Below are 16,866 nucleotides of genomic sequence, written 5' to 3'. Positions count from 1 at the left end.
CGAACTTAATCAATAATTTGAGCGTAATATAAAAAGATATACATAAAACCGATAAAAGATTTAAATGTTTAAGTGCTTAATGACACACGGGGAAATGGAGGTAAGACTCTGAATATTGTGTCTCTTAAACTTAAAAATGTTATAATAGAAAAATTTGCACTACTTATATTCGTATTCGGGATGACCATGGTTTTTTCCGGGCTGTGGACTTATGGGGCATATACAGGGTCAGGGTATGATGTCCAGGAAAAACTGGTTTCTTCCTATACGCAGTATGGCACGTATACATATACTGCACCTGTAACGGAGGCAAACCCACTCTATGCGAAGGGGACAATACTTGAGATGGGAAAGCCGGCTTATTTTTTTGCAGTGTCTCCAACTGTTGACGTTTCTTTTACGTACTGCCTTGAAGCTACGGATTCTGCGGACGTCAGCGTAGAGAGGGAGACAATAATTGTTGCGACAAGTAAGGAAGTATCCGGGGAAGAAGAGAAAATCTTCTGGCAAAAAGAGTTTCCTTTGAAATCTGAAGGATTTGATCATATTAATAACGGGGATTCGGTCACCCAGGAGTTTTCCCTTAACGTGCCCGAAATTCAGGCAATGGTCAAAGGAGTGCAGGACCAGCTAAAATACTCACAGGATTCAACAATAGAAATTGTAACCCGCGTCAACTATGACGGAAAAATAAACGGGGAGAATGTCGAAGGTACAGAAGAGTTTGCCATACCGCTCGTAGTAGGTTCTTCATACTATCAGATGCCTGAAGAACTGAAGTTCAGCGAAGATACTGATACATATAAAAAGTTTAGAGTCCAGAAGGACCCATCGGTGTCCATTATCAAGATACCCCTGTCCTTATTCCTTCTAAGCACAGTACTTGTAGGGATGATTCTTCCTTTCATGAAAATGAATAAGGTTGAGCCCGAATATATCGAAAAACTGGAAAAGGAACGCAGACGCTCTACTTTTAAGGAATTTATCAGCAAAGGCAAACTCCCTGAAGAAAGGGATTCCCTTATGAAGGTTGAGATTTCTTCACTCCAGGAACTTATAGATGCTGCTGTTGATATGAATTCACGGGTAATATATGACACAGAAGCCGGGACATATTTCATGATTCACAATAGTGCGCTGTATATTTTCTTTGATACATAAGAAGAAAAAATAAAATCAACTGAATTGGAAGTAACGTTGAGAGAGCTTACAGAGAAAATTAATTTATATATTTATTTTTTACTAGGTTCTCTTCTATTGGTTCTCCTCTATTTAACCTATATTTGGCATGTTGACATAAAAATTTAAGCTTTTTTCATGGTATTGTTTTTGAAACAATAATATCTGTCTTAAAATTTTTGATAATGTTTACACATGCTCGAAACCTCGGTTCATATATATCAATTCATATACATCGATTCACATATAAGTGAGAGCGCGTGTATGGAATTATAGATACCAGATGTATTTCTAAAATATAGCAAAAAAGGTACCGGGTAAAATTATTCAAAAAATACAAAATACCTGCCGATTATAGGATCTACATTTTCTTGATTCTCCAGATAAAAAGGTAGTGTTTCTCATCTTGCCTTTTGGGGGCAAATGAGATCTGTTAAGAGGTTTTTCAGGTAATAGACTAATTCAGGTAATAGATTAATTGTTTTCAGGTATGAGGTTAATTACCGTCGGGCTCAGGACTGCACCGTTCAAGCAAGGCGCTTATGCCTGTTTTTGAAGGCTGCTCTTGAGCTTTTAAAGGGGCAGAAGGCACCTGGACTTTTGCCGGGGAATATGTGACAGCAAGAACTCTCATTATGCCCAGCACAAGAAGCAGTACAGCAAGGCTCAAAATAAATTCATACCCGAACTTCTGGGAATAAAGGCCCACAGCGATCTCACGGAGTACTATTAAAATTGTGGCATCCGTTATATCCGTAAGCTTAATCCGGTCGTGTTCGTGGTAATCAACAAAAGCTTTGAAAAGGTCAATAACAATAAAAACTGTCAGTACACTTGTTACCATATGAGTGAATCCGCTCTCAAGAGACTCAAAAATAATAAAGCGAATATCAAGTAAGGTCTTTGCCATGCCCACAATTAACGCGAGCAGCAGTATGTAAAGGATGATTGTGGTGATTGCATCCGTAACCTGCTTAAATAATTTTATACTATCCATTTTTCCCTCCATATAAATACGTAACATACATACTTTTTTAATTATATAGAGTTATTGGCACTATTATCTATAGTTTAAATAAAAGTATATACTTTAATTTTTCTACTTTTTTCGGTCTCTTCTTCTTTCTTCATTCTTTTTCTGCTCTGTTTTTAGATCTTCTGTTTGCCAGAATTCCGCACTCCTGAATTCTTCACTCATACCTCAGTGCATCCACAGGCTTCAGTTCGGATGCATTCTTTGCCGGCACAAGACCTGCAATAAGCCCCACAACTATGGAAACAAGAGTTGCAACAACAGTGCCTTTCAGGCTGAGGGCAAATTCGAAGGGAATGTTCATTTTAATTGAAATCAGGAGCAGAATTACCTGTACTGCAGCTGTACCCAGAAGAATACCTATTATTCCGCCTACAAGGCTGATCATTGCGGCATTGAAGAGAAATATCAGCATGATATCGCTATTTTTCGCTCCTATGGCTTTCATAATTCCTATTTCTTTTGTTTTCTCAAGGACAGAGGTAAACATAGTATTTGCAATCCCTGTGGAGCCTACAAGAAGGGAAATACCTGCAATAAGCGCGAGGAACGCTGTAAGGCCGTTAATCAGTTTTTGAGTACTCTCAATTGCTTCTTTCTGAGAGTTTACATAAAAGTCCTGAGTATCTTCAGTAACTCTCCTCGATAGCCTTAATTTCCGCTCGATTTCCTGAAGGGCTAAATCGTAATCTGCTCCTTTATAGAGCTTTATTTCTATATTGTCGTAGACATCCCGTTCCCTTTCAGGCACTTCCTCATCGCTGTACTGAAGAGAATATACCTCCTGGTAAGGCATGTAAACGCTACTCCCAAAAAGCCCTCCAAATCCCCCGAGAAGTCCTCCGTCCTTTGCCAGGATCCCGATTACCCGGTAAGACCTGCCATTGAGGAGGATCATCTGGTTGAGCCTGATTTCCCGCTCAAAGGTATTCGTTGCGAGTTCATTAGAAATAATCACAACTGACCTGTCTCCGGGTGCCAGCATCCTGCCCTCTCCCACCTTCTTTTTTGTGAGTTCAGGCCAGACATTAGGATCAACACCTTTAACCCATACGTAAGTTGACTCGCTTCCGAATTTCAATTCCGCCCCGTCTTCAACGTTGACGTTCAGATATTCGATAGCCGGAATGCTCCGAAGGACAAATACGTCCATCCTTGTGAGTTCTGCCTCTGTTACGGGTTCAACTTCCATAGGTTCAGAACTGCCATTTTCAGATCCCTCTTTGTTTTCTGCAGTTGTCACTGTACTTTCTTCTGAGCTTTCTTCATACCCCACATCTTCTTCATAAGATATCTGGAAAGGAGTTGATGCCACGATTGTAATGGTATCACCTCCCAGTCCCTCCAGAGTTTCAGTCACCTGCTCCTGGAAATACTCCCCGGTCGTAACGATTGCCATTACCGAGGCAATGCCTATAATAACCCCTATGATGGTCAGCCAGCTCCTCAATTTATTGGCTTTGACCATATTCAGGGCGATTTTCAAAATCTTTGCCAGTTTCATGGAACCACAGGCCCGGGCTTCAAATTTACTCGTCCGTCTTCTTTTCTTCTATCTGGTTCTCGCCGTTCAGTCCTTCAGCATTATTTTCCTTCATTTTTTTCTGATACTTTTTATAAATAAAAAGACCTGTAGCCCCGAGAAGGATAAGTAATACAAGTTTATATGAGAAACTCGACCCGCTGCTTTCTTCTGGCAGTTTGGAACCTGCAGGAAGGGCAGAAGGGGAAGCATAAAGGGAGAGTACATTTTCCTCAACCTGCCTCATCCCGTCACTTGAGGTATAACTGATTTCAAATTTTATAGGAAGCTCCTTGCCAACAGTTCCGGGTTCCAGGTTGAAATCCGCAATCGTGTAGTCCCCTTTCTGGAGGTTGCCAAGAATTACGGAATTGCTGCCGTCCGTTACTGTCCAGTTTGCCTGAAGGGGGACAGAAACTTTGACCGAGTTTGCGCCGTTGTTCCCGATATTAGAAACTGAAAACGTATAAGCTCCGGTAGGGCTCCTTTCCATAAAAGCAATATCGAAATCCGTGGTACCTCCGATATAGATTCCTGCTTTGCTTTCGATTGTCTTTCTCTTCTGGTTCTCTACGGTTCCTGCTTCTGTAATTGTCTGGAGTGCCTCGATATCATCATAGGTGAGTATCATATCCAGCTTGTACAGCCCAGGCTTTGTATTCACATTGGTTAGAACCTCAAAGCTGACATTGGCAGTTTCTCCAACATCAATAAGGTTAACGTGCTTGACATTGCTGGAACCCACAGGCAGGATCACATCGTTTGTGCATTCCCAGGAGAACATTGAGTTTTTGAGAGGAGAATTTCCTACATTTTTTATGCCGAAAATAAGCCTGGTTTTCTCCCCGGGCACCAGCTTCTCGACGTTAATATGCTCTATTTCAGCGTTTGATTCACTATCAATATCTATTGTTAGCTCCCTGGTAAGGGAGATTTTATTTTTGCTGCCTGTTGAGTAAAGGTATACCTTGAGTGGATATTTGCCTTCATTAACGTCATTTTCAATTCCGACTTTGAACTTAACAACTTTTCTACGGTCATCCTCAGAGCGTTTTCCGAGAGTGCCTATACTCTCTACAAGTTTCTCTCCCGAAAGAGCCCTGAAAGGATACTCTGGCTTGATTTCCAGATAACAGTTCTCTATATCTGTATAACCGGTGTTCTCAATAGAAATCCTGACTTCAAGTATATCCCCGGGATTTACAGGGTCAGGATCCTGGTTGAGCAGGTTAACACTTATGCCTTTATCAAGACTCCTGTTTGTGTCATAAGTACTTGCAGACAGGGCAGTTCCGCTGCATAAAGACAAACTCAGCATAATCATGCAAATAAAAAGGATAAATTGTTTAAAATTCATTTTTGGATACCTCAGTTTACTAATTTCTTAATTTTGCCACTTTTTTCCAGAAGATTTATCAGAAACCCATTTTGAAAATTAACATGAAATCCGTTTAGTTTTCTACTGAGTCCAATTTTTTTACCGAACCCAATTTCCCCTTGTAACCAGTTTCTTTCTCTTGTAACCAATTTTCCTTTGAAGTTCACCCAGACATTCCTGGTCATGTTTCAGGACTGATCTGTTCTTTATTCGGCCCGTCTCTGACCATCTCTCCATCCTTGAGCTGAATGTGCCGGCTGGCATATCCTGCAAGGTGCATGTCATGGGTGACCATAACTACTGTTTTACCTTTTTCTTTCCAGAGCCTGTAAAGGATTGAAATCACCTCTTTTCCGGTGATGCTGTCAAGCGCCCCTGTCGGCTCGTCCGCAAGTATAATTTCGGGGTCGCAGGCAAGGGCTCTTGCAATCGAAACTCTCTGTTGCTGGCCTCCAGATAGCTGGGAGGGTTTGTTCTGCATCTTATCGGAAAGCCCTACAAGGTCAAGCAATTCCTTTGCCCTTTTTTCCGCAGTATTATCATCAATTTCCTGAATTTCCAGAGGTAAAAGCACATTTTCAAGAGCCGTCATTCCTGGAATCAGGTTGTACTGCTGGAAAACGAATCCTATTGTCCTGCCTCTAAGGGCTGCCAGATCCGATTCCTGAAGACGTGCTATATCCTTGCCTTTCAAGAAAATTTTGCCCTGTGAAGGGATATCCAGACAGCCCACCAGGTTCATCATAGTGGATTTCCCGCTCCCTGAAGGCCCGATTATCGCGGCAAATTCCCTTCTTCCAAGTTTCACACTTACATTTTTCAAAGCATTGACCTGAACTTCTCCCATCTGATAGGTTTTCCAGACATTCTGAAAGGCAATCAGTGTATTTTCCATGTTTTCTCCTGAATGACTCGTTTAGTAAATATAATATGTTATTTAAAAAACTTATTTAATTTTTCTTCCCTTTAGAAAGCTAAGTTCTCCATATAATGTGAAATTCAAAAAAGCAAAGTGAGCATTACTGCAATTACAGCCTCGACTTAATTCCTTCACGCTTTTATATTTTAGATATAATCTCATTCAATTGCTCCTTTGTCAGTTAATTGGGAGGCAAAAGCAACTCTTTAGGATCTGATACATTTTTAGTTTCAGGTAGATGGGCTTCATATAGACTTCTCAGAATAAATTAAAACACAATAAACTACTTTTAATTAACCTTTTATGAGTCTTTCTAACCGGACTCTCAAACTGGCTGCTTCCAGACTCTTTTTCAGTCTTCCCGGTTCCCTGGACTTTAATTGTTTGATACTCTGGAGAGAAATTATAAATATAATATTGGCTGGTGTCGGTTTTTTTCGGAACAGTTTTAGAAACAACCCTGGTATTTATTCGAGATCCGAGAACCTTGATATTTATTCGAGGTCCGAGTCTTCAAAAATGAACAGTTCGTCAATTGTGGCGTTAAGTGTTCTGGCTATCCTGTAGGCAAGTTTCAGAGAGGGATTATACTTCCCTTTTTCCAGGAAGACGATGGTTTCTCTCCTTACTCCTACCAGATTTGCAAGAGCCTCCTGAGTAAGGTCATGCCTTGCCCGAAGCTCTTTGATCCTTGTTTTCACTCTTTATCCTCCGAAGTCTTTACTCAACATCGCCTTTCTGCATGAAATACCACCTGAAGACATTCGCTGAGATAGTCATAAAAATAAGAAGTATGCCAAGCACATCTCCTGCAGTAAATTCAATCAGTTTGAAGTATTCTATCCAGTAGAGCACTGCAATTAGCACCAATGTCAGAAGCCAGGAATAAGTTATCCCGTAAGCTGCCAGTTTTTTTGTTCTCTCGTCTCTGTCAGGGAGATCCCCCAGCCTGAAATGTTTGAAAGCTGTTATAACAAAGAGGATCAGGCCGAGGTTGATAAGAAAAATAGAGATAGAAGTCTCAAATATATGAAAAACTACCGAAAACATCCCCGCAAGCATAATGGCTATTCCTAAAGCAAGCCTGTACGTATATTCTTTTTTTATATTTTTCATTTTACATCCTCTTCAATAATCTTGTTCTATTTAATGCGGCTTTATTGAACATCTCTTATTGGAAATCAATAATTATGTTCTTTATTTACAACATATTATTCGAAATCACTAACATTTAGTTAGATTTAGCTAACATGTGTTAGATATAAATAACATGTTTTAACATTTAAGGCTTTGTAAAAACTTAATTAGAACTCAATAACCTTGCAAGTAAAATCCGACAAAACATCGTATACCGATAAAAAAGTTTACTCACTTTAAAGCTGATTTCAGAGGTCTACAGTTTAGGCAGAATAAGGCGTTCATTCTCAGTAACGATAATGCATTTATAAAAAGAATAATAAATTTAATTTTTTGTTTCCATTTATCTTGTAAATGACCCTTGCCTGTATTCTTCAAAAGCCACTTTCAGTTCTTCTTTTGTGTTCATAACAACCGGTCCGTACCAGGCAACAGGCTCAGCGATAGGTTTTCCCGATATAAGAAGGAACCTTATCCCTTTATCCCCTGCAGTCACCTCGATCGAATCCCCATCTCCATAGAGAACAAGGGTTTCCGGACCTATCACACAACCCTCTGCAGGGTCAAGATACCTTCCCCCTTCAACTTCAAAGGCACATGGGTCTTTTTCCTTATCAAAACGCCCGCTGCCCTCGATCACGTATGCAAAGACAGTATAGCCCGGGACTGTTATATGGGAAAAATTCTCATCTGCCGGTACTGTCACGTCCAGATACTCAGGATCGGTTATTATTTCCCGCACGGGTCCTTCAACCCCGTTAACTTCCCCGCAAATAATTCTTACTTTCAGCCCTTTCTCCATTAAAAGTTCAGGCACCCGGTTGCTTTTGATCTCCTGGTAGCGCGGCTCCATCATCTTTTGCGAAGCCGGAAGGTTAGCCCAGAGTTGAAAACCCCATAAAGCCCCGTTTTCATCCCCCTGTGGCATTTCCTGATGGATAATCCCGCTCCCAGCAGTCATCCACTGTACTTCGCCGGGCCGAATTATACCCCTGTTTCCCAGGCTGTCCTCATGCCTTACCTCCCCCTGCAGGACATAAGTAATAGTCTCAATCCCCCTGTGAGGGTGAAATGGAAATCCCATACTGTACTCCTCAGGTTTTTCCGAATGAAATTCATCAAACAATAAAAATGGGTCGAACTCAGGCACATGCTGGAACCCGAAAGCTCTCTTAAGGTGTACCCCTGCACCCTCGACGGTTGGCATACTTTTCCTTACTTTTCTTATTCTTCTGAGATTAGCCATTATAGTTACCACCTCTCGAAAAATAATCTACCATATTTCTCATAAATATAAAAAGAATGGATCCGGTTGAGTGCAGCGAAACAGATGTAGGTCACTGCTAGATGTAGGTCACTGCTATCACATCACAACTCTTCCTCGTTCCAATTTTCTGATCTTCAATAATTCGCAAGCTCATCAGAATTCTCGATTATTGTATCACGCCCATCGATCCCCTATGTAAATACTGTAGTCGAGGTATTTGGTTTTGTTGGGAAAATATGGTTTTCACTGTATGATACTTAATGTGAATCTATATAACTGATAATTTATATTTTTACTATTGGACTGTGAAAGATTAATAAGACTCATAAGAGATTAATAAGCTAATAAATTATATATTCAACTAAGAACATAAAAAATAAGTTTAAGTATAATTAGATATAAGATCACAATAGATTAACTTCTAAGCCCATATATGTTCTAAATGTGTAACTATGTATTATAACAATGCCGGCATGCCGGGGTCTCTAATTAGCTTTTTGCAGAATTAGAGTATAAAACTTTGGGGATATGGTACATGGGTATTTTTTCAACTGGGACAAGTCCTGATCTTAAAGCTTTTTTTGAGGCAGAGGATCTGGATGATTTACTGGAAGCCAGATCGAAACTAAGGCAGTTAGATGAGAAAGATATTAAGAAGATCCGCTTCACACTCAAAAAATGGAATAAACCTCAGGCAGTGGCCAACCTGCTTTTTCACCCCTTTCTCATACCTGAGGATATCAGGATAAGCTGCCTTCTTAAGGGACTGAGAGAGACTGAAAACCAGTATTATATCCTGGCTTCTGCAGTCGGTCTTCAGGGCATTGATTCTACAGGATTCTCACAAGAGGAGAGAAAAGCGATAAGAGAGAGTTTGATCTTAATTCTTAAAACCTCTGGAGGGGTTATTTCAGCAAGAGCTTCGGTTAGCATCCGTGACTTTCTCTCCTCCAGAGATACCTCCGCCATGTTTGAACTGCTAAGCCACCCTGATGAAACTACAAGGCATAATATTTTATGCTGGTTAATTAGAACTGCAGAAGAGCCCGATCACGATGTATTTATTTCAATGGCAAGCAGTAGCAATATCCCGGAAGAGATACAGAAGGAAGTAATCGAAAAATTCCAGGAACATCTCAAGCAAAAAGAAACCGGAGAGTCCAGCTCATTTGTAATGCCTCTTTATGCGTACATTCCGAATCTCAGGGATACAGCAAAGAGTCCCTTAAGTAAAACAAAACTGGCTTAAATTCTGAATCCTGAATCGATCGAGTTGAATCCTGAACCGATCGAGTTGCTCCATCCGGCTTACTCCATCTAAATTACTCTACCCGGAATACTTCACCCGAATTGCGTTTCGCCCGAAGTGCGCCTCGCCCGAATTGCGCCTCGCCCGAATTGCGCCTCGGGAGTACGCGGTCTGTTTCACTCGCTTCGCTCGCTCAAGCAGACTAATTTATAGTTTATCGCAGTGAGCTTTGCTCAGAAGGACTAAATTAGATATTTCTGACCAGGACAACTTTATTCGCCATACCGTGTCATTCTTGTCACGTTCGACGCGGGAGAACGTCCTTTCCCAATAAGAGAGAAAAAGAAGAAAAAAGCAAAAGTGAATAAAGATATAAAAAGTCTATGCAGATGTAAACGAAACCGAATTGAATTTTCCTGAATAAAATTCTTTTCTGCATCTATCTTTATTGCTTTTTCCAGTTTCGTTTTCTTCCGTCTATTTCTCTTTACTTTTTCTTTTTGGAAAGGGCCACCAGACAAGCGGGCGGGGGCTTTTATATCTTACATATCAATCAAAAAGCGATCCCGGTAAAAGAGTTTTTTTGGAGGCAGGCCTTCTCTGACCAGCCTTATGACGTTTGATGCAGGAAAGCAGCCTTTTCCGCGAAAAAGAAGAGAAAAAGCTAGAAATAAAGAGTGAAAAAATACAAAAATTAAAATATATCGAAAAAGTGTGTAATGGTGAAAATACAACAGAACTGAACTAAATAATACCAAAATACACTTTTTTCAGGTCTCAATATTTTTTCCTTTTGGGAAGGGCCGCCAGGCAAGCTGCGGGAGTATTCTATAAACTGCAGGTCAAAATACGGTCTTAGGGGTCAGGAAAATTATTTCCTGGTCCATGCGAAATATTTCTTTTAGGAGAATTATTAAGAAATATAAATACCTTAAAACAGAAAGATTTTTAAGGCAGGTTCTGGAGCAATTAATATGACTCTTGTTATAGCTTTTATTGGAAAGAACGGCACAGTCATGGCAGGAGATATGCGTGAGATCACTTTTGAAGGAGAGAAAATCGACAGGGAAAAGCTCGAAAAAGAGCTTTACAGCGGCACAATAGTTACGGATGAGGAACTGGCAAAAAAGGCGGAGGAGTTTGGGGTCAAAATAATAGTTACGGACTGTAAGGAGAAAGTCTCAGAGAGAAACAGCGTCCTGGTAGGGGAAGTATCTTCGGTTGAGGGTGGAGTCATCAAAAAAAGAAGGCTATATGCTTCAGCAGGAAACTATGCAATTGCCGAACTCAAGGATTCCGAACTGACGCTGACTTCCCAGGGAAAAGGAAGCAATTTCATAGCTTTCGGAAACGAGTTTACAAAGCAGGTAGCCAACAAATGCTTCCAGGATAAATGGACGAAAAAAAGTAACCTCCAGAATGCAGTGAAGATTCTTATGCTCTGCATGGAGACCACAGCAAAGAAAACGGCTTCCGTGAGCAAACAGTTTGTTATTGTGCAGACCGCATCGAGTGCAGATGTTATGAAAGTTGTGGAAAAGGATAGAAGCGGCTGAAAAAGCAGAGAATTTCTCTTCTCGAGTTTATTTTCCGCCCTGTGCTGCCTTTGTCAGGATTCCCTGTCTTATTCTGTTTCCTGCCCCGATCTGTTATGTATACTCGTTTATGCGTGCTCGTTTATGCGTACTCGTTTATGCGTGCTCGTTTATGCGTACTCGTTTATGCGTACTCGTTTATGCGTACTCGTTTATGCACATTCGTTTCTTTTATCTCATAAGGCGGGAAGCCCCCTTCCTCAGCACATCGGGCTTTCGCCCGAATGGGACAGGGAGGGGATGAGAGCCGTCAACTTCCCAACATCATACCGATAGTTATCCTGTTAATATTGATATAGTTTCCAAACGTATATAATGCCGATGAAAAGAGGAATCCGATACAGAATTTACCCTAATAAGGAACAAAAAGCCCTTATGGAAAAACACTTCGGTAGTACTCGATTTRTCTACAATAAACTTCTTGAAATAAAATCATTAATGTATAAAAAATTCAGAATAAGTATATCTGAATTTGAACTTAATAACCATATTCAAGTTCTTAAAGAAGCTTATCCCTTCTTGAAAGAAGTAAATTCTCAATCTCTGCAACAAACTAGCAAAAATCTTAATTCTGCATTCAACCATTTCTTTAAGGATGGGTTTAAATATCCACAAAAGAAAAGAAAAAGAGATAATCATTTCTCTTTCCAAATTCCACAACATTATATTATTAATTTTGCTACCTCTAAAATTAATTTACCAAAAATCGGYTGGATAAAAGTTAAGATACATAAGCAACTTTTTAAGGAAATGGGATTAGAAGGAAATATTATTAAAAGTGATTCTAATTCTGAATTTCTAAAAACAATAGCGGTATCGAGAACCCCTACAGAAAAATACTATATCAGTATCTTAACTGATGATGGAGAGAAATGTCCTGAACCTGAATCATTTTCCCATGCTACAATGATTGGAGTTGATGTTGGACTTTTGACTTTTGCTACTCTTTCTACAGGAGAAAAAATAGATAATCYTAAATTCCTGAAAATTTCTCTTGAAAGATTGAAATTCTTGCAAAGAAGAGTTTCCAGGAAAGTCATAGGTTCAAAAAACCGTAGAAAGGCAGCATACAAACTTGCTAAGTTGCATGAGAAAATTGCTAATCAGAGACATGACTTTCAACATAAAGTTTCAAAAAAGCTAATCAGCGAAAACCAAGCAGTAGCAGTTGAAACTTTAAATATTAAAGGAATGAAAAAGAACCAAGATAGGTCAATGGGAATCATCTTCAAAAACTTGTAACGTTTGTGGTTATAAGCATCCAAATTTGACAGAAGATATTAGAGAGTGGCTTTGTCCTTCTTGTAATGTTTTGCATGATAGGGACATTAATGCAGCTATCAATATAAAGAAATTCGCCGTAGGGACTACGGTTTGAGCCTGTGGACCAGGAAAAAACGGCAACCGCCTAGTATGAAGCAGGAAGCACCTTCCTCAAAAATCTGAGTTTACGAAGATTTTAGGTAGGTGTAGTTCACAGTAATTACTATAGCACATATTGTCCAGCCAGGATACCACATATGCGGTTCCGAAAAATCCGGCAACTTTAGTTTCTGAGTTTTCATATCCATCTACCTGATGTCCCGGGATAATGAGAACATTGTCATCATGATGGGCATTTGAAACTACGTACCCGCCTGGAAGTTCCGGATTTCCCGGCAGCTGAGGTTGAGTACCATTCGGCAAACAGCGGACAGGTGAGGTATGAAACGAATTCTCACCCTACTTCGGAAATCAGGGTCGTGTTCGAGACTGAAAACCCTCCCCTGAACGGAAACATGCTGTTTTACGAAAATGGGGGTAAAGGATATTTTATGCACGTCTTTTCCCCGGAGGAAGCAGATCTCGGAATTTAAGCGATGGACAAGGAAATCGTTTTCGTGCTCGATAAATCTGGCTCTATGGAAGGGTACAAAATCGAGCAGGTAAAGGAAGTTTTCGGAAAAATCATTGAAGATCTCCCGCCAGGAGACTATTTTAACATAATTTTTTTTGATTTCATGGTGCAGAGCTATTCCGAAACCCTTATGAAAGCCGACCCGGAAGAAAAGGCAGGAGCCCTGGATTTCGTAAACAGCCTTGAAGCAGACGGGGGCACAAATATCAACGAAGCCCTGCTGACAGCTCTAGGTATGTTCAGCCCGGAGAGTCAAAGGGTTCCGATCATAGTCTTTTTAACCGATGGGGAACCCACCATAGGCGTTGTTTCCCCATACGCAATCCGTCAGAACATTAAAGATGCCAACACCGCGCAGGTATCTATCTTCTCGATCGCCTTCGGGATCGAGGACGAAAGCAACTACCACTTCCTCAGGGCTATGAGCCTGGAAAACTACGGGATTGCGGAGAGTTTCTATCTGAAAGACAATGCTTCTGAGGAAATAGGAAGCTTCTATGAAACGATTTCAACCCCCCTTGTCACGGACATGGACTCTCCTATAGCGGTGGGGGGTCACCGAACTTGTAAACACCGGAGAAAAGAACCTCTTTGCAGGCTCAGATGCTATTGTCCTTGGAAAATACAGCCCAGAAATCGGCAGAATCAAGGCGGATATTTCGGCCAGTACCAGGGCCGGGGCTAAAATTTTTTCAAAAGAATTTGTTGTGAGCCCGAAAGCGGACAATTACTTCATCCCCCGCCTCTGGGCGTACACCACAATCGAATCCTTGCTGGACAGGATTGAAGTAGAAGGAAAAAACGAACATATCGTGTCTGCGGTAACGAACCTGGCTCTTGAATTCGAGTTTGTGACCCCCTACACCTCTCTTTTTGTGGAAGTCCCTGAATTTACCAATCCGGAATCAGCCGACGGGGAAGAAACGTTTTCTGAAATACCTGCGGAAGAGCCAGTTATAAAAGGCGAAATGGCTGCTTTTTCAGGTAGTCAGACATAATCCTCCCAGGCTTCACTTTCTGAGAGCGATATGGTATACGAAGAAGCATCATATGATGAGCCAGTGACAGGAATGGAAGAAGAAAGTACACCTGGATTCGGAGCTCTTTTAGTTTTTGAAGGACTCTTATGCATTGCTTTTTTACTTCAGAGAAGGAATAGCTAAAAAGCGAACTGAAAGAAAAGGACTTTCATTCTTAAAATGAGGGGACCAAAGTTCCCTTCCGTTTTAAGTTTTCTTGGAAATAAGGAAAACCATTAATTATAAACCTGAGTTTTTCCATGTCTCTTGTGATTCAGGCTTTTGTAAGTCAGGCATTATTAACCCGGAGCTAAGGTTTATTATCCGGATAAGCAGGTTAAAATAAATTAATTGTGTTTTGTTTATGGTGCTTCCGCCTAATATTCCACAAATGGATGTCTCCCATTATCTCTTCTTTTTCAGGCGGAAGCAGGACTCTTAATTCTCACGTTCGAAAAGGATGCTTGTTTTCCCGCAACAAAAGGGACAAGAATCCTTTCCTTTTAATATATCATGAAAAACAGAAAGGTAAACCGGAATGAATGCTATAAAAAACAGAAAGACAGACACAGAATAAAGTCTACAAAATAAACATTAAGTGCCCCTGCCAGATGAATAGAGTTTCATGTGATCGAGGTATCAGAAAGTCGACAGAGCACAAACAATAATAAAAACTCAGATTAACTATTTAATTCAGATGATCCGGCTAATAATTTTTAACTTCTGGGTTAGCTCTGCCGGTTCCTGACCGTCTTTTATATTATTCAAGAGTATCCAGAGATTTTAACTTCCGGCTTTTTACTTTTTAGCTGCACATTTTTATAGCCATCTGCCAGCCAAATCTAAAAATAACAGTCACAGAGGGTTCGTGGGAGACAGGAGAAAAGGAAAAAAGGAATAAAGTTCAGGCCTTTTGTTCTTTTTTGACTATTTTGCCCAGACACCTGATTGTCCGATCCGTACTTTTATGCAGGATAGCTGTCCCTCCTGCTTCTTCCCATTCGCGGATATTATCTGAATTATCGTCGATCAGGACTCTGGAGGTTCCGGACTGCAGGGCTTTTTCCGGGCGGAAACATAGAATTGCATTATTTGCGTATGGAGTCCCGAGTTCCTTTTTTAGCCATTCTATTTTTCCTCTTCTGGCATTGGCCATAGCAGTTTTTCTATCCGGGCTGGGAAGCGCAGAAAGAATCGTGGGATGTAAGCCGGAATTCATAAGAAAACCATGAAGTTCCCTTCCTCCAGCCATCCAGGGCATATCTGACCAGAAGCCAGATCCTGCCGCTGTAATATGTTTCCAGAAACGCTCTTTATCTGCCGTGTACCAGAACATCATATGTTCGCTTAAGCTCTCGCATGCGCCTGTAAAATCAGTAAGTACTCCATCCATATCCAGAAAAACCTTCAGCCTTGGGTCCTGCCCGGAAAATAAGGAGGCAGGGGAATTGTCTGGAAAGGAACTGTGGAGACTCAAGGGTTTGCTCTGAACCGGGCTGCTCTGGGCAGAATAATCCTGAAACAAACCACTCTGGACTGAGCTACTCTGGACTGAGCTACTCTGGACTGAGCTACTCTGGACTGAGCTACTCTGGACATAATAATCTAGAGTTGAACTGCTTTTAACGGAAATTTTCTTTATAAATCTGCGCTGATCAACATAAATGGACATGACAACCGTTCCTTTCTTCTTCTGGCGGCAAATAATTTCCTGTTTATTATGGGAGGGATAATAAAAGTATTTAATCATTCTAAATAATATAATTAACTGATACAGCGCAAAAATCCAATTATTGCAAGACAAAATTAAACGGAAAGATCAGGTAGAAGAAAGAGAAACAGAACAAAGCAAGAGAAAAACAAAAAAGATAACAGAAAGAAAGAGCGAAAGAGAAGAAAGAGCGAAAGAGAAGAAAGAAAAAGAAGAAATAAATAAATAAATAAATAAAAAAAGAAAGAAATAAATAAAGAAAAAAGCCTGAAAACAGGAATTAATCCTCTCTAACAAGAACCAGAGTTTTTGCTATTTTATCATGCAGACCTTGCTTGTTTTCAGTGAAAAGAACTGGCAAAAACCCTGCGAAGAAAGGAAGGGAAGCCAGAATTTTTCCCACAAAACGCTTCGTTGCACGTTCAAATGAAATCCGGTTTCCTTTAAGGTCAGTTACGATAATGTTCATTGCTTGTTTGCCAACTGTCCCCTGTCTGACTGAACTTTCCTGGTAGGCAAAATAGTTCCAGGAAAGCAGGATCAATAAAATATAAAAAAAAGCTCCGCTCATTGTTCCTGAGATGAACTGGATGAATGCCACAAGAAGGATAATTATGAAAGAATCAATTATCGAGGCTATTAACCTCCTGAGAAAACCCGAATAAGCCTGCATATTTTTTCCCTCTAAGAGATTTTATACATTAGGCAGGACTGAATTATAAAATTACCCATTACGAACAAAACGTCTTGTTTAAATATGGGAAGTTAAGAAAAGGGCGAAAAGAGTGGATTTCATTTTGTATTTTTATTTCAGGTTTTATTTGTGTGTATTATGTACTTATTAGACTGATTTATTCAATTTATTTATTTAACGTATTTATTAAAAGGATTTTTTGAAAAGATTCTTCATTAAAATAATTGCTTCATTAGGGGATTATATTTATAACTGTTACAAAGCTA

The 16,866-nt window shown here is 40.2% G+C and carries 18 protein-coding genes and 1 pseudogene; 9 read left to right on the top strand and 10 right to left on the bottom strand.

All coding sequences use genetic code 11. From position 1 onward, the window contains the following. The first annotated feature begins 72 nt into the window (after positions 1–72). Positions 73–1,161 carry a DUF5305 domain-containing protein gene (locus FXV91_RS15280; protein ID WP_229391542.1) on the top strand — a complete coding sequence of 363 codons (1,089 nt, stop codon included), beginning with the start codon at positions 73–75 and terminating at the stop codon, positions 1,159–1,161. A 514-nt stretch (positions 1,162–1,675) separates the two neighbouring features. Here FXV91_RS15280 and FXV91_RS15275 read toward each other — a convergent pair. The 7 genes from FXV91_RS15275 to FXV91_RS15245 form a co-directional block, all read right to left on the bottom strand. Further along, complete coding sequence (locus FXV91_RS15275) at positions 1,676–2,176, bottom strand: phosphate-starvation-inducible PsiE family protein (protein WP_229391541.1); 501 nt, start codon at positions 2,174–2,176, stop codon at positions 1,676–1,678. Between the two features lie 193 nt (positions 2,177–2,369). Next, positions 2,370–3,716 (bottom strand): ABC transporter permease, encoded by a 1,347-nt coding sequence (locus tag FXV91_RS15270; protein ID WP_229391540.1) that lies wholly within the window; start codon positions 3,714–3,716, stop codon positions 2,370–2,372. 25 nt (positions 3,717–3,741) lie between these two features. Then, positions 3,742–5,058 (bottom strand): COG1361 S-layer family protein, encoded by a 1,317-nt coding sequence (locus FXV91_RS15265; RefSeq protein ID WP_229391539.1) that lies wholly within the window; start codon positions 5,056–5,058, stop codon positions 3,742–3,744. 235 nt (positions 5,059–5,293) lie between these two features. Further along, positions 5,294–6,007 (bottom strand): ABC transporter ATP-binding protein, encoded by a 714-nt coding sequence (locus FXV91_RS15260; RefSeq protein WP_229391538.1) that lies wholly within the window; start codon positions 6,005–6,007, stop codon positions 5,294–5,296. A 518-nt stretch (positions 6,008–6,525) separates the two neighbouring features. Next, on the bottom strand, positions 6,526–6,732 hold the full coding sequence (locus FXV91_RS15255) for a helix-turn-helix transcriptional regulator (protein ID WP_229391537.1): 207 nt from the start codon (positions 6,730–6,732) through the stop codon (positions 6,526–6,528). Between the two features lie 19 nt (positions 6,733–6,751). Further along, positions 6,752–7,147: a hypothetical protein gene (locus FXV91_RS15250; RefSeq protein ID WP_229391536.1), complete on the bottom strand. Its 396-nt coding sequence runs from the start codon at positions 7,145–7,147 to the stop codon at positions 6,752–6,754. Positions 7,148–7,511: 364 nt separating this feature from the next. Next, positions 7,512–8,414: a pirin family protein gene (locus FXV91_RS15245; RefSeq protein ID WP_229391535.1), complete on the bottom strand. Its 903-nt coding sequence runs from the start codon at positions 8,412–8,414 to the stop codon at positions 7,512–7,514. A gap of 556 nt (positions 8,415–8,970) precedes the next feature. Between FXV91_RS15245 and FXV91_RS15240 the strand changes: the two genes are divergently transcribed. From FXV91_RS15240 to FXV91_RS15210, 7 genes and pseudogenes are all read left to right on the top strand, one after another. Continuing rightward, on the top strand, positions 8,971–9,684 hold the full coding sequence (locus FXV91_RS15240; protein ID WP_229391534.1) for a hypothetical protein: 714 nt from the start codon (positions 8,971–8,973) through the stop codon (positions 9,682–9,684). 974 nt (positions 9,685–10,658) lie between these two features. After that, entirely contained in the window at positions 10,659–11,240 is a 582-nt protein-coding gene (locus FXV91_RS15235; protein ID WP_229391533.1) for a DUF2121 domain-containing protein, read from the top strand. A 360-nt stretch (positions 11,241–11,600) separates the two neighbouring features. Continuing rightward, positions 11,601–12,657 (top strand): annotated as a pseudogene (locus tag FXV91_RS15230) (RNA-guided endonuclease TnpB family protein). A 241-nt stretch (positions 12,658–12,898) separates the two neighbouring features. Next, the gene (locus FXV91_RS15225; RefSeq protein ID WP_229391532.1) at positions 12,899–13,135 is read left to right on the top strand and encodes a hypothetical protein; all 237 of its coding nucleotides are present in this window, start codon (positions 12,899–12,901) and stop codon (positions 13,133–13,135) included. Between the two features lie 3 nt (positions 13,136–13,138). Beyond that, on the top strand, positions 13,139–13,861 hold the full coding sequence (locus tag FXV91_RS15220) for a VWA domain-containing protein (RefSeq protein ID WP_229391531.1): 723 nt from the start codon (positions 13,139–13,141) through the stop codon (positions 13,859–13,861). Between the two features lie 22 nt (positions 13,862–13,883). After that, on the top strand, positions 13,884–14,174 hold the full coding sequence (locus FXV91_RS15215) for a hypothetical protein (RefSeq protein WP_229391530.1): 291 nt from the start codon (positions 13,884–13,886) through the stop codon (positions 14,172–14,174). A gap of 30 nt (positions 14,175–14,204) precedes the next feature. Continuing rightward, a complete protein-coding gene (locus FXV91_RS15210; protein WP_229391529.1) occupies positions 14,205–14,339 on the top strand; it encodes a PGF-CTERM sorting domain-containing protein in 135 nt (44 codons plus the stop codon). Between the two features lie 760 nt (positions 14,340–15,099). Here the strand turns inward: FXV91_RS15210 and FXV91_RS15205 are convergent. Beyond that, a complete protein-coding gene (locus FXV91_RS15205) occupies positions 15,100–15,672 on the bottom strand; it encodes a hypothetical protein (RefSeq protein ID WP_229391528.1) in 573 nt (190 codons plus the stop codon). Continuing rightward, positions 15,669–15,794: a hypothetical protein gene (locus FXV91_RS19935; protein WP_255680643.1), complete on the bottom strand. Its 126-nt coding sequence runs from the start codon at positions 15,792–15,794 to the stop codon at positions 15,669–15,671. The genes FXV91_RS15205 and FXV91_RS19935 overlap by 4 nt, the downstream gene beginning before the upstream one ends. A gap of 194 nt (positions 15,795–15,988) precedes the next feature. Here FXV91_RS19935 and FXV91_RS15200 point away from each other — a divergent pair, with 194 nt between their 5' ends. Continuing rightward, positions 15,989–16,135, top strand: a complete 147-nt coding sequence (locus FXV91_RS15200) for a hypothetical protein (protein WP_229391527.1) — start codon at positions 15,989–15,991, stop codon at positions 16,133–16,135. 51 nt (positions 16,136–16,186) lie between these two features. On the opposite strand, the gene FXV91_RS15195 is transcribed toward FXV91_RS15200, so the two are convergent. Continuing rightward, positions 16,187–16,579: an RDD family protein gene (locus tag FXV91_RS15195; protein WP_229391526.1), complete on the bottom strand. Its 393-nt coding sequence runs from the start codon at positions 16,577–16,579 to the stop codon at positions 16,187–16,189. Positions 16,580–16,866 lie beyond the last annotated feature (287 nt).

The sequence above is a fragment of the Methanosarcina sp. DH2 genome (assembly GCF_020804225.1).
Lineage (GTDB): Archaea > Halobacteriota > Methanosarcinia > Methanosarcinales > Methanosarcinaceae > Methanosarcina.
The sequence above is the reverse complement of the archived record's forward strand: the minus strand, read 5'-3'. Positions and strand labels throughout refer to the sequence as shown.

What these genes read in the sequence shown, in the direction of transcription:
- FXV91_RS15235 (WP_229391533.1), top strand. Translation starts at nt 10,659, where the DNA reads ATGACTCTTGTTATAGCTTTTATTGGAAAGAACGGCACAGTCATGGCA.
- FXV91_RS15260 (WP_229391538.1), bottom strand. Translation starts at nt 6,007, where the DNA reads ATGGAAAATACACTGATTGCCTTTCAGAATGTCTGGAAAACCTATCAG.
- FXV91_RS15250 (WP_229391536.1), bottom strand. Translation starts at nt 7,147, where the DNA reads ATGAAAAATATAAAAAAAGAATATACGTACAGGCTTGCTTTAGGAATA.
- FXV91_RS15275 (WP_229391541.1), bottom strand. Translation starts at nt 2,176, where the DNA reads ATGGATAGTATAAAATTATTTAAGCAGGTTACGGATGCAATCACCACA.
- FXV91_RS15210 (WP_229391529.1), top strand. Translation starts at nt 14,205, where the DNA reads ATGGTATACGAAGAAGCATCATATGATGAGCCAGTGACAGGAATGGAA.
- FXV91_RS15240 (WP_229391534.1), top strand. Translation starts at nt 8,971, where the DNA reads ATGGGTATTTTTTCAACTGGGACAAGTCCTGATCTTAAAGCTTTTTTT.
- FXV91_RS15265 (WP_229391539.1), bottom strand. Translation starts at nt 5,058, where the DNA reads ATGATTATGCTGAGTTTGTCTTTATGCAGCGGAACTGCCCTGTCTGCA.
- FXV91_RS19935 (WP_255680643.1), bottom strand. Translation starts at nt 15,794, where the DNA reads ATGTCCAGAGTAGCTCAGTCCAGAGTAGCTCAGTCCAGAGTAGCTCAG.
- FXV91_RS15220 (WP_229391531.1), top strand. Translation starts at nt 13,139, where the DNA reads ATGGACAAGGAAATCGTTTTCGTGCTCGATAAATCTGGCTCTATGGAA.
- FXV91_RS15195 (WP_229391526.1), bottom strand. Translation starts at nt 16,579, where the DNA reads ATGCAGGCTTATTCGGGTTTTCTCAGGAGGTTAATAGCCTCGATAATT.
- FXV91_RS15270 (WP_229391540.1), bottom strand. Translation starts at nt 3,716, where the DNA reads ATGAAACTGGCAAAGATTTTGAAAATCGCCCTGAATATGGTCAAAGCC.
- FXV91_RS15245 (WP_229391535.1), bottom strand. Translation starts at nt 8,414, where the DNA reads ATGGCTAATCTCAGAAGAATAAGAAAAGTAAGGAAAAGTATGCCAACC.